The sequence below is a fragment of the Pseudomonas sp. GLN_2 genome (assembly GCF_043106005.1).
Taxonomy (GTDB): Bacteria; Pseudomonadota; Gammaproteobacteria; order Pseudomonadales; family Pseudomonadaceae; genus Aquipseudomonas; species Aquipseudomonas alloputida.
The window spans coordinates 73947-86962 of the sequence record NZ_JBICMC010000091.1 but is presented as its reverse complement, the minus strand read 5'-3'; the positions used below and the strand labels follow the sequence as shown (position 1 = coordinate 86962).

The window sequence follows — 13016 nt, the reverse complement described above, 5'->3', positions numbered from 1 at the left end:
TGTAAAGCTTCAGATTGCGCTGGCGCAAAGAAGTGGTTGTCTGGGCTCAGTCGTCTGAGAAGCGTTGTTCGGCTTTTAGCGCTCGGCCGGCTGCAGTCAGGCGATAGCGTTGCTTGCTGCTATTGGGCTTGTCTGGAATGGTCATCTCGACCACGCCAAGCGCCAGTAGTGGGGCCAAAACCTGCTCGCGGAACTTGCTGCGGTTGCTGCGCCCGACGAAAGTCATTAGCTCTGGCGCAGTGTGATCACCTGTCATTTTGGACAGCAGCGTTACCTGCTCTTGCTGCAAAGACAGACGAGTTTCGGCTTGTTCTCCTTCGGCAGCGGACTCAGTCCCTACTTGGGCCCTACTTGGTCCCGACTTAGTCCCTACTTGGTCCCCACTTGGGCCCGAAAGAGGCCCTTTTTCAACGGCGCGCTGAATCACCACCTTGAACTGATTACTCTGCCGGTCGTCCTCCAGCCGTATCATTGGCCAAGCATCGATAGCGCGCGGGATGCCGGTGCCCAAGCCGCGATAGGGGAGAATGTGCACAGCATGGGAGGTGAGCGTCGGGTTACGCCGGTTGGACAGGCCGAATCGAATTTTCTCGGTATCGAGCACGTCAGGCAGGTGCCCGGGACTGATCAGTTCGATGCGATCGGCGAAGATCATGATCCGGATGGAGGCGCTGACAAAGTAGTCGCGGTGGATAAGGGCATTGACCAGCAGTTCTTCAAACACCTCCTCCGGCACCTCCAGCTGGCCAAGGGTATTGAAGCCCTGCTGGCGCTGCACATGGTGTAGGTTGCGCTTTATGAAGGCAAGGCTGCGTCGATACTGTTCCTGCAGATTGCCGTCGATATCTTCGCTGTCTAGATAGTGGCGGTCATGCAGAACCGTGCCCGGAAACGCCACGGCCTTGATATCGAACGCCGGGCACAGCCGTTGAGGCGCTTGGCCGAAGAGCAGCAATCCGGCCAAATTGGGTATGTCTCCACTGGCGAGGCCAAGATTTTCCAGGATGCGGATGGTTTCCAAACCTGTCTGTTCGGGGCTCTGCCGAAAGCGTCTTTGGAAGTACTCGCCAAGCGCTTTGGCGTCGATATCCGCCACGCTGCTACCCGCGACCGGTACCGCATCGGCGCACACCAGCCCGGCCCGCTGGAACAAACGCTGCAGTTCTTCACGGGCCGTGACCCGACGCTTGTCGGCGCCGTTCTTTACCCAGATGCGACCCTGGTTGTCGACATAGGGTTTATTCAGCCCTTGTTCGACTGTCACCACCATGACCAGCCCATGCTCGGTCTGAAGGTTGCTGGACAATGGATTGATCGCCGGACGGACATTCTGTGATGCCGCGTTGGAGAGCAGTTGATTGAGTCGCGAAATGTCGGCGCTACTCAACCCGCTCACCGTGCCGGAGTCGTCTACGCCAATCAGCAAGTAGCCACCGGACGTATTGGCGAACGCCACCAACTCGGCTGCCAAGGCATCAATATTGCTGAAATCGCGCTTGAACTGATGGCGGCTGTCCTCACCACGGTCAAGGATCTGATGAAGCTCGGCAGGGGTCATTAAGCGTCTCTAGGTGTTGCAGTCGATAACTCGTGAATAGGAGGGCATTATCCCTCATGAACGAGTACGGTGGCCAACCCAGCGTTCAGGATCGGCCTCATCCCGTCTGTGCCCACAGGTTGTCATTCAGGGCGTCCAGTACCACGCCCAGGTTGCCGCCGAGCATCTTGTCCAGCCGCGTGCTGCCGCCATCGCTCTTAAACGCCTCACCAATCTGCTTCTTGTCAATAACGACCTCGTGCACCAGCTGCTTGGCCAGGCGGTCAAGCCACTTACGCTGAATTTGAGTCCAAGGCTGCAGGGTATAAATCGTCTCCATCGCCTTGGTTACGCGCTGCTCGAATGGTAGCAAAGCCTCTCCGAGGGCGGCGCGGCGGATGAAGCCGACGATACTGGCAGCGATTTCCTGGTTGGTTTGGTTGCGCCAGGCGCTTTGCAGGTTCACCTCACTGTAGCCATGCCCGTCGAGCAGCAATCGCACTTCGCGCAATTGTTCACGGGTCAGGTCTTGCGGGCGGTTGACCACTACGCCGAGGGCCACTGACTGGTTCAACTGGTTCTTAATGAAGTCGTTGAAGCTTTCTAGGTAGTCGGCGGGCTTTTGGTAATCGCCGTAGCTTTGTTCACGGACCATCAGTTCGTCCGCATGGGTGGAGATCACCGGGTAGTTCAGCGATCCCTGCAGGGCATTAACCGTTGCGAGCTGATCGAGTAGCTGGGCATGCTGCTGGATGAACTGGGCAGCTTGCTGTGGGCCGAGCTGGTGCAGGTGCTGATGCAGTTTGTCCGGGGCTACGCCCCAGGTGTTCTCTAGTTCGGCAAGCTTATCCTTTAGGGTTGGCTTTTGCTCGGCCTTATGGGTGGCCTTGCGCAGGATGCGCATAACCCGCTGGCTAAGCTGGTCCAGAACGTCATGGGCATGGCTGGTGTCTGGCTGGTTACCTGGGGCATCGAGGCTAGCGGGATTGGTCAGTTCGCTGACCAGTTGTTCGAGGCTGATGCTCGGGTCTTTCACCAGCGGCTTCATCGTATCTACTGGCTCGAGGGCGGCGTAAAGGTCTACCGGATCGTAGATCTTGAATACCGTCTTGCCGATTTCATCGCAGCGGCGAGTCGCGCGGCCTTTCATCTGTTCGTAGAGGATGCGCGAACGCACCCTGCGCATGAACACCAAGTGGCAAATGCGCGGCACGTCGATACCAGTGGTCAACAGGTCGACCGTGATGGCAATGCTCGGGTAGCGCTCGTTCTTGTACTGGCGGATCAGTTGTTTGACCTTGTCACTCTGCCCGGTAATGATCTGTACAGCCGCCTGATTGTAATCCTCGCCGTGAACGTCCTTGAAGGCTTCGTCGAGGAGGTTTTTGACCCGCTCGGCATGGGCCTGGTTAACGCAGAAGATCATCGTTTTTTCGTCGCCCGACGGGTCGAGTTCTTGTGCCAATTGCTCGCAGATGACCTTGTCGAAGCCGGGTGTAATGACACGGCGATTGAAGGACTCGATTTCGAAGTCGAGTTCGTCCTCGAGCTCGGCGACATCCACCTCGCCGGTGCTTGTATCGATGACGCTAACGCTCTCGCCCTTGGCAAAGTGGATGCCGTTTTGGCTCAGCAGGGTCTGGTAGCGGACCGGGGGTTCGTGATCGATCAGCCAGTCGTCAGCCACGGCCTCACGGTAGCTATAAGTGAATATCGGAGCACCGAAGACTTCGCTGGTGTGCTTGGCTGGCGTGGCGGTTAGCCCGATGCGGCAGGCGTCGAAGTAGTCGAGCACGCGACGATACTGCGACAGGTACTGGTTGAAGTCGCGCACCGCCAGTTCGCCTTCAGTCATTTCCTGGTCGAGGGTGTAACCGCGGTGGGCTTCGTCAACGATGATGCAGTCGAAGGCATCGATGGGCGGCGGAGTGTCCGACTGGAAGATGCGCTTGACCATGGCCTGTACAGTGGCGACCTGCACCCGTGTTTCAGCTTCAGCAGCCATGTCGCCTAGTTCTTTGACGTCGTAGATCTGCGCCAGCGTGTGGTTCTGTTCCAGCGTCGCCTCGTTGAAGGCTTCGATGGCCTGCTCTCCCAAAGCGCTGCGATCGACCAGGAAAAGAATACGGCGAAAGCGCTCGGCCTTCAGAAGGCGGTACATCAAGCCAATGATAGTGCGCGTTTTGCCGGTTCCGGTCGCCATGGCCAGCAGACAGTTGCGGCGATTGGCGGCTAGGGCCTGTTCGACGGCGCGGATGGCGTTCTCCTGATAGTCACGCAGCTTGAGGTAGGCGAAGCCTTCCTGCTGTAGTTTCACCTCGGCGTCCTCACGGCTGCGTTTGAGCTGGTCGAGTAGGCCGCTCGGCGTGTGGAAGTCTTGCAGCGGCCGGCGCAGGTTGGCCGGGCTGCGCAAGTCACGAAACCAGATGCCAGACAGCTCGGCGAGCTGCTTAATGAAGGGCCGGCCATTGCAGGCGAAGGCAAACGGGACTTTGAAGTGGCCGCCCTGGCCATCCGCCCAGCCCGTGTTCTGCCCGGCCGGTTGCAGATTGTCGGTAACGATCAGTTGGCGTGAATAGCGCTCGGCTTGGGGAATGCGGTCCGCTATGTTGACACGCTTGCGCTTGGCTTCGACGATGGCGCCTGGGATTAGGCCGGCGAACAGCACGTAATCAGCATTTTCTTTCGGCTTGCTGGTTGGCCATTCGGCGATGGCCTTGTTCTTGCCCTTTTCGGGCCGAGCGCCCTTGCTGTAGGTAAGATCGAGCGAATCGGCCTCCCAGCCGGCATCGTTCAACTGTTGATCGATGAGAATACGGGTGAGGTCTTCATTGAGGTCGAACTGGCTGCTTGCCTGCTGAGTTTTACGCGTGACCTGCTGGGCAGCTTGCGGCTGATCTTCAAGCTGTTGTTGCAGCACTTTCAGCCGCGCCTCGAAATCAACTCGAGCCTTCGATAGCTCTGCCTCGCGTTCAAGGGCAATCTGCTCGTAGACGCGGGCTTCCTCGTTCATCTGCCCAACAAGATTGGCTTGCTCTTGCCTTTCTTGCGCCAATAGCTCGGCTAATTGGTGGTTGTTCTCCAATTGCTGGCGACTGTCGCCGAGTTCTGCGCGAAGTTTTTCGATCTGCCCCTGCAGCTCACGTAGAGGCTCACTCGGATCGGCCGGAACAATGAAAGGCCCAGGCTTGAAGGTGTTGCCGCCCGTGCCAAATGACTGGTGATACCAGATCGCCAAGGCGCGGGCGACCCTCAGCCCGTCCAGTGCCTCACGATGCTGGGTGCGGAATTCGTGGGTAGCCTTATTGCCTTCGATGCGCAGCGTATGGAGTAGGTTACGGATGTTGCCGTCGAGCTGGATTTCACGGCTCAGGCGGAACAGAAGATCAGCTTGGGACGTGGTGGCGTCGAACTCAACGCCCGCTCTTACCGCCAGATCCTGGGCGAGCGCTTCGCCCAACTGGCGCAGTTTGATCAGCGTCGTGTTGGGGTCGCTGGAAAATACTCGCTCGGCCGCATTGGCAAGCTGGAAAAAAACCGGATCGTGTTCTTTGAAAAAGGCGAAGTTGCTGTTCTCTGCCATGTTCCATCCCTTGAGTTCGTCACCAGCCATCCCGAGAGTGGTGGCGCTATAAAGGCATAATGCCAGACGAAACGTGGTGCGTGTATAACCGTAAGCCCCCGATCCGGCGTGATCAGTTACCGGCCGAGATTGAGGTCTCACTCTAGGATCCGGCGCTACATTGCTACTTACGCAAGGCCGGGGCGGCCCTGAAAAGTCATGATTTTATCAGCACTGAGGAAATTGCTTGTAGCTGCGTCGAGGCGGTGGTTGTCCGAGGCGGAGGTGGAGGTGGCGATTAGCGATAATTAGGAACGGAAGTTCGGCTCAACGTTTAAAAACCCATGACCTTTCCAGGCGTCGTGCGAGCAGTCGGATAGTGAGCAAATAGTAATATCGGGTTGCTTCACTGCGCCCGGTGAGGAAGTGTTCGAGAAACCATACCAAATGCTTCCGCTGCCAGGCCCAAGGATTTGCTCGCTGCCAGCGCTTTGCGATTTCAGATTGGATAAACGCCGCCTGCCGCAAATGGCGTTGCCGCGTGGCGTGCGACCCGGTCAGCACGCCAGCCAAGAACAACTCCATATCGAATCGCTTGCTCATGACCGTCCTCCAATGTAGGCCGCAACCACATCGATCCGACCATGCCCCAACTCATAGCTGATTTGCCTTCGGGCCTCACGATCTAGGTTCCTATCTGCCTGGCAACATTGGCCGCCGTTGATAGGCGCGGGGTGTTGGGTGATTTGCTCATAGCGTTCACATGCATACGCCGCTCGTAGCTCATGGAAGCCTTTGAGCTTGTGTGCATGCAGCACGTCCCGCGCTGGGCGGATGATTTCCTGCAGAACATTCAGATAGCTTTCGTCTGGCGAAATTAGGTTGCGGCTACCTGCAGGCGACACCTGCCGTGCAAACCCAAGGGCACCTCGAACATGGTCGTCCACCGCAATCCAACGTGGCGCTGAGGCGCCGGCGCGGCCACCTTTGGTGCCATCCTGAATGTTAATCCTGCCTAGGTCGTTAGCCTCACGGCTTAGCCGTGGCAGGTCAGCCAAGATGGCCTCACGCAAGCGCATGCCGGTGGCTCGCGCCAACAGAACGATCGCGGCGGCTCGTAGCTGATGTTTGCTAAAAAGCGCATCGACGATCTGCTTAACCTGTTCGCGGTTTTGCCCCTGCGGCACTGAGCGGCGAATCCCAGTTCGCTGCATACTTAACGCCTTGTTCGGACTTGGCAATTTCACGCACTGATCACCGCGAAGCGCCGCCATGGTCCTGTTAACGCTGGATAGGCGGTTTTGCGCGGTGCTGACGGCGAGATCACCCCGCCCAACCACGTCGCGCAAATACGCCGCATAGTCGGCCAGTACCTTTCGATCAATCTGCCGCGCATCATTGATGCCCGGCCCCTGTTCGGAGCGGCACCATTTCACGAATGCCTGCCACCGATCACAGTGCGCCTTGACCGTGCCGTAATGACCGCCGCCGAACATATCTTTCAGTGCCTGCGGTCCTGCGTAGCTCAATTGCCTGCCGTAGCCGAAATTGCGGCCGTCGCGCCTACCCACCAATGCCATATTGGTCACCTCATCTTCTTCTCTCCAGTCCTCGCCCCACGTCATCCCGCCAAGAATGCTGAGTGTTATCAGGGATCAAGGCCCCTGCGACCTGTGGGGAATGTCCTCTACGCGGGACTGGCGGCTCCTTACAACCGGGAGCAAGGGCATCTCATGATCTGGCCTCCTGAGCACCGTTACCGGTGGGCGGGTGGAGGCAGCACTGGCTGACGAGACCAGCGCCTGAAGATCCTGAACCAGGTGCAAGCAGTAATGCGATGACCGGGGCATGCCTGACTGTCAGTCAGGTGCAGTCCATTCCGTGGTCTGCGGCACCATCATCTACAAGGCTGTTGCTGGTGACATCTGCATTTGTCACGCCGATTGTCACGAGGGGGAATGCCGCAAAGCCAGGTGCGATCGGGGCTGCAGCAGTGGTAGAAGTGCCCGTCTCTTTCCAGAAGAAAGAGACGGGCGCAGGTTGGCGCAATATTCGGCCAAGCGGATAGGTTGCTGCAGGGCAGCGAGGTACGGTGTATCTGGCGCACGAGCGCTATATGTGTAAGAGCATCCATCACATGGGTAGTGACCGTACGAGCTGCCGGATGCGAATCGTACTTGGGCTGAACCACTGCGGGAGCGGCGTGACCTTGAAGGTTCGGGTCACCTGGGGTGCTGTCATCGACAGCGCTTGCACGGCCAGTTCTACGCCTGTGGATAAACCCGGTCAAGGGCCGAAACTCAGTGCTCTTGGGGACGTGAAAAGCGGTTATCCATCGGTGGAATTCCGTGGTACATCCTGGACAACGTCGTGGCTTTTAGCTTTTCAAAGTGAGGTCCTTCCAAACAGGGCGGCTTTGCAGTCCTGTTTGGAAGGACCCGCGCTTAGAAGCGGATAAACGAGACTGCTTGCCCTGAGTCTTGAGCGCTCAGTTGTTGTTGCTGCCGTTCTTGCGCCTGCATAGCGCTAGCGTATCGGCACCACGTTCTTGTCTCTGATTTGTCCGTATGCTGAGGCGAGCAGGCTGCCGGTCGCGGCTTTCTGGATGTACTCACTCCACCAAGCCATCATCGGGCGACGGCGCTCAATGTAGTCGGCTCGGTTGTAGGCGCTGCGCACCTCATCCTTGTCGACATGCGCCAGTGCGACCTCAATGAGTTCGGGCTCCCACCCATGTTCATTCAAGATGGTGCTGGCCATCGAGCGCATACCGTGGCTGACCAAGCGATCCTGAAAGCCCATGCGTTTCAATGCCATGTTGGCGGTCTGGCTATTGGCGTGGGTGCGTGGATTTCTATCGGCCGGGAAGACGTATTCGCGATGGCCGCTGTGAGTCTTCAGTGACTCCAATAGTGCGACAGCATGATCACTCAACGGGATGCTGTGTGGACGGCGCTTCTTCATACGCTCCGGTGGGATAGTCCAGACACGCCTTTCGAAGTCGATGTCTGCCCAGCGAGTAGTCGCCGCCTCGGCGGGGCGAGTCATCGTGTGCAACTGCCATTCGATCAGGCAGCGGGTGGTGCGTTTGATGCTGGCGTTCGCGATCTCCAGCATGAGCTCGGGGAGCTCTTCTGGCGGAAGCGCAGCCATGTTCTCTTTCTTGGGCTTCTTGAATACTGCCCTGATGCCGGTGAGCGGGTTGGCGAAGATCAGGCCGGAGTTGACGCCGTAGGTCATGATCTCGTTTAGCCGCTGGCTGAGACGCTTGACCGTTTCCAGGCTGCCTTTGGCTTCGATTGGGCGAAGCAGTCCGATCACCATCGGCGCAGTGATTTTCGCGAGTGGGGTCGTCTTCAAATCGGGGAACACGTGCAGCGTGAGCGACCGCCAAATGTCCTCGGCGTAGGCTGGGGTAACCGAGTCTTTTTTGAGCTCGAACCAGGCGGTAGCCACGTTCTCGAAGGTGTGTTCCGTTTCTGCGCGCTTGGCTTCATTCAACGTATTGCGCTGCACCTTCGGATCGATGCCTTGGGCGAGCAGCTCGCGCGCTTCGACTGCCTTCTTTCGTGCGTTCGCCAGTGACAGTTCGGGATAGGTCCCGAAGCCGATGTTGATGCGCTTTTTGGTCACCGGTTCGCGGTAGTTAAAATTCCACAGCAACGAGCCGTTGCTGCGTACCCGGAGCTGCAAACCGTCACCGTCAGTAAGGACGTAATCCTTGGACGCGGGTTTGACTCCCTTGAGCTGTCGATCGGAGAGGCGGAGGTTTTGAGCAGGCATGAGATTCTCCTCAGGCACTGATTCGGTATTCCAAAGATTAGCACCGGGTGAGGTGGAATACCGCCTGGAATACCCGAACGGCTGGAACTCAAAAACTCTCAAAAGATCGCAAAAGCGCTGGAAGCCGCGTATTTGCTGGATCGCAGGCACAAAAAAAGACGTCCGTGGACGTCTTTTTTTGATCATTTGGTGGAGCCGGGGGGATTTGAACCCCCGTCCGCCAGTACTCCGCTGTCGGTACTACATGCTTAGCCGTGTCTACTGATTTAATCCGCAGCCGCCCGACGGGCAGGGTGCTTTGGATGAGTTGTGTAAGTTTTAGTCACTTCGCCCACAACGTGCTACGCGACGATCCTGTTCTGTATGACAATCAGTTCGGGTTTACAGGCATCCCCTAGTGATTGCTGGAGCCGAAGCTACCAGAAGCAACGGGTCAAGAGGACTGCTTACGCAGCCAGCTTGTACTCCGCGCCGTAGTTTTCGTCATTGGCAACTATAAAAGTTGCAACAGTGGATTTACGAGTTCTGTTACCAACTCGGCATGCACCTAGAGTTTCGCTACCGGCGTCGAATCCTAATCGGCCCCACGCTAGCGTTACGCTACCGCACCTTACGGTACGTGAGACGGAGTATACGCCATTGCGCGGGCGACGTCGACAGCCGGTCCAGTCGCCCGCTTTTGGGCTCACGCGCCGCCGCTGCTGCTGCCGCTGCCTTTCTCGGTTTTTTCCAGGCGCTCCAGCACTTTGCTGGTGATGGCAATGCATTCCTTGGTGTCGCCCGAGGCCTGGGCGGCCTTGGCTTTGTCGACGTGCTCGGTGATGGCTTTGTCCAGGCCTTCGGAAGTGGCGCCGGCGGTGGCCATGCTGTCGTCGATCTTTTGCAGGTTGGCGGCGCAGAGGTCATCGGCGGCGAACACCGGCGAAGCCAGCAGGGTGGCGGCCGCGAACAGGGCCGAAAGTGCGGTACCTTTCATGGGTGTCTCCTCTGGGGCCTCTGGAAGGTGGGCCTGTAAGGTGGACTGCGGGGGATTGGCGGGGGTTCAATCGGGATGGTGGCGGGGCGATATTGAGGTGGGAATGGCACCGGCGTTGCCGGTGTTCGCGGGTTTACCGCGGATACGGCGGGCTGTGTACAACCACCGATGTGTGGGCACCATCAATCGGTGTAGGAGCGGGTTTACCCGCGAATGCGGTGGTGGCTGCGACGGTGGACGGCGGGTGGGGATTGGCCAGCAGGGCCGGCCTCTTCGCGGGTAAACCCGCTCCTACACAACGCTCCCCACCTATATCAACGCGTTAGAGGCTGCGGGGCCGGGTGACGCGGTCTACCAGGTAGACCAGGCCGTGGTAGTCGATGCCGCTGTGGCTCGACAGGCCTATCTCGCAGGTGCGGCTGGTGGAAATACCTTCGCTGCAATACTGCACGGCGTCCTTCAGGCTGCGCAGCGAGTGGGCGTTCAGCTCGGGGGTGGTAAAGCCTTTGTCACCGGCAAACCCGCAGCAATGAATGCCTTCCGGGATCACCACCTGTTTACTGCAGCGCCGCGCCAGGTCGATCAAGGCCTGGCTTTCGCCCAGGTGCTGGGTGCTGCAGGTCACGTGCACGGCTACCGGTTCGTCCTGGGGGGTGAACTCCAGTCGTTCGAGCAAGTGAGTGCGGATGAAGCGCACGGGGTCGTACAGGTCCAGCCGGGTGTCGCCCAGGTCCTGCACCAGGCGCAGGGTGCAGGGGCTTGTGTCGCAATAGATCGGGTCGAGGCCGCCGCGGCTGGCGTGCAGCAGGGCGGTGATCAGCTCCTGGCGTTTGTGTTCGGCCTGCTCGGGGTAGCCCTTGGAGGCGAACGGCTGGCCGCAGCACAGGCTGTCGGCGTTGTCGGGGAACACCACCTGGTAACCGGCCTTTTCCAGCAGGGCGCGGGTTTTGTCCAGCAGCGAGCTTTGCTCGCGGTCGGCATAGGCCGGGCCCATTACCCGGGAGACGCAGGCGGCCAGGTACACCACGCGGGGGCGGGCGTCGTTGCTGGTGGCGCCGAAGGCCAGCGGGCGCAGCGGTTGCGGCATGGCCGGGGTCCATTGGGGCAGGCGGCCTTTGCTGGCTTTGCTCAGCGAAGCGCTTAGGCGGCCCAGGCGCGGGGCGCCTAGCAGCTTGCGTGCGGTGTTGGCGGCGGTCAGGGTCAGGCGCGCACCGCTTAGGGCAGTGTGGAAATGCTCGGCCAGCCAGTCGGCGGTTTTAGCGTGGTCGGCGGCCTGGCTGCGCAGTTTCTTCACCAGCTCGCCAGTGTTGATGCCGACCGGGCAGCGCTGGGCGCACAGGCCGGTAGCGGCGCAGGTGTCGATGCCCTGGTACTGGTAGCTTTGCATCAGTTCACGGGTATCGATGCCGGCGCGCTGCTTGGCCTGGATGTCACGCCACATGACGATGCGTTGGCGTGGGCTGAGGGTCAGTCCCTTCGACGGGCACACCGGTTCGCAGAAGCCGCACTCGATGCACTTGTCGACGATTTCGTCGGCGGCAGGCAGCGGCTTGAGGTTTTTCAGGTGGATATCCGGGTCGTCGCTCAATACCACGTCGGGGTTGAGGATGCCGTTGGGGTCGAGCAGGCGCTTGAGCTTCCACATCAGCTGGTAGGCATCGTGGCCCCACTCCAGCTCCACGAAGGGCGCCATGTTGCGCCCGGTTCCGTGCTCGGCCTTGAGCGAGCCGCCAAACTCCACCGCCACCAGCTGCGCCACGTCGTCCATGAACGCCTGGTAACGGGCGACTTCTTCGGCGCTGTTGAACCCCTGGGTAAAGACGAAGTGCAGGTTGCCTTCCAGCGCGTGGCCGAAAATGATCGCTTCGTCATAGTGATGCTTGTCGAACAGCTGGATCAGGCGGTTGACGCCTTCGGCCAGTTGCTCGACGGGGAAGGTCACGTCTTCGATGATGACCGTGGTGCCGGTCTGGCGCACGGCACCGACGGCGGGGAAGGTGTCCTTGCGGATTTTCCACAGCTGGTTGTACACGGCCGGGTCTTCGCTGAAGTCCACCTGCTGTTCCAGCGGGAAGTCGGCGATCGAGGCCATGATCTGCTGCAGTTGCTCGTGCAGCAGGCTCTGGCTGGCGGCGCGGGATTCGATCAGCAGGGCGCAGGCATTGTCCGACAGGCCTTTTACCCACAGCGGCATGCCGGGCATGTTCTGCACCGAGCGCAGGCTGCGGCGGTCGAGCAGTTCCACAGCCGAGACCGGCTGCTGCTTGAGCACGGGTACCGCGCGGCAGCAGCTTTCGACGCTGGGGAACACCAGCAGGGCGCTGGCCTTGTGCGGGTGGTCGGGCACGGTGTCGTACGTGACGGCGCTGATGAAGCCCAGGGTGCCTTCCGAGCCGACCAGCAGGTGCTGCAGAATGTCCAGCGGCTGGTCGTAGTCCACCAGTGCGTTCAGTGACAGGCCGGTGGTGTTCTTCAGCCGGTATTTGTGCCGGATGCGTTCGGCTAGCGCGGTGTTGGCGCGGGTTTCGCGGCCCAGGCGGGCCAGTGCTTCCAGCAGCTCGGCGTGGCTGCTTTCGAAGGCGGCGACGCTGGCCGGGTCTTCGCTGTCCAGGCGGGTGCCGTCGGCCAGCACCAGGCGCAGGCCCGCCAGGGTGTGGTAGGTGTTCTGCGCGGTGCCGCAGCACATGCCACTGGCGTTGTTGGCGACGATGCCGCCGATCTTGCAGGCGTTGATCGAGGCCGGGTCGGGGCCGATCTTGCGCCCGAAGGGGGCCAGCCAGGCGTTGGCCTGGGCGCCGATCACGCCGGGTTGCAGGCGAATCTGCTCACCCTGGCGACGGATTTCGCGGCCGTTCCAGTTATCGCCGAGCACGATCAGCACCGAGTCGCTGATGGCCTGGCCAGACAGGCTGGTGCCGGCAGCGCGGAAGGTGACCGGCACCCGCTCGCGCTGGGCCAGTTTGATCAGGCCGACCACTTCGTCCTCGGACTCGACGCGCACCACCAGCTTGGGGATCAAGCGGTAGAAGCTGGCGTCGGTGCCGAAGGCCAGGGTGGAGGTGGGGTCGTCGAAGCGGCGTTCGGCGGGGATCAGGCGCTCGGCATCACGCAGGAACGCGGCGGGCAGGCTCATGCAGTCTCCTCGCGGGGCTGTGGCG

General features: G+C 60.0%; 7 protein-coding genes and 1 other RNA gene. All 8 read right to left on the bottom strand.

Annotated elements, in window-relative coordinates:
• Positions 1-46 precede the first annotated feature (46 nt).
• Positions 47-1558 carry an RNA-binding domain-containing protein gene (locus ACF8Q6_RS23320; protein WP_392493023.1) on the bottom strand — a complete coding sequence of 504 codons (1512 nt, stop codon included), beginning with the start codon at positions 1556-1558 and terminating at the stop codon, positions 47-49.
• A 97-nt stretch (positions 1559-1655) separates the two neighbouring features.
• The gene (hsdR, locus tag ACF8Q6_RS23315) at positions 1656-5120 is read right to left on the bottom strand and encodes a type I restriction-modification system endonuclease (protein WP_392493024.1); all 3465 of its coding nucleotides are present in this window, start codon (positions 5118-5120) and stop codon (positions 1656-1658) included.
• Between the two features lie 306 nt (positions 5121-5426).
• Positions 5427-5702 carry a hypothetical protein gene (locus tag ACF8Q6_RS23310; RefSeq protein WP_392493025.1) on the bottom strand — a complete coding sequence of 92 codons (276 nt, stop codon included), beginning with the start codon at positions 5700-5702 and terminating at the stop codon, positions 5427-5429.
• On the bottom strand, positions 5699-6679 hold the full coding sequence (locus ACF8Q6_RS23305; protein ID WP_392493027.1) for an integrase domain-containing protein: 981 nt from the start codon (positions 6677-6679) through the stop codon (positions 5699-5701). Before ACF8Q6_RS23305 ends, ACF8Q6_RS23310 begins: the two co-directional genes overlap by 4 nt.
• A 946-nt stretch (positions 6680-7625) precedes the next feature.
• On the bottom strand, positions 7626-8882 hold the full coding sequence (locus ACF8Q6_RS23300; RefSeq protein WP_392493026.1) for an integrase domain-containing protein: 1257 nt from the start codon (positions 8880-8882) through the stop codon (positions 7626-7628).
• Between the two features lie 187 nt (positions 8883-9069).
• Positions 9070-9468, bottom strand: a transfer-messenger RNA (tmRNA) gene (gene ssrA, locus ACF8Q6_RS23295).
• Between the two features lie 99 nt (positions 9469-9567).
• The gene (locus tag ACF8Q6_RS23290) at positions 9568-9858 is read right to left on the bottom strand and encodes a hypothetical protein (protein ID WP_004576166.1); all 291 of its coding nucleotides are present in this window, start codon (positions 9856-9858) and stop codon (positions 9568-9570) included.
• Positions 9859-10180: 322 nt separating this feature from the next.
• Complete coding sequence (locus ACF8Q6_RS23285) at positions 10181-12991, bottom strand: FAD-binding and (Fe-S)-binding domain-containing protein (protein ID WP_392489609.1); 2811 nt, start codon at positions 12989-12991, stop codon at positions 10181-10183.
• Positions 12992-13016 lie beyond the last annotated feature (25 nt).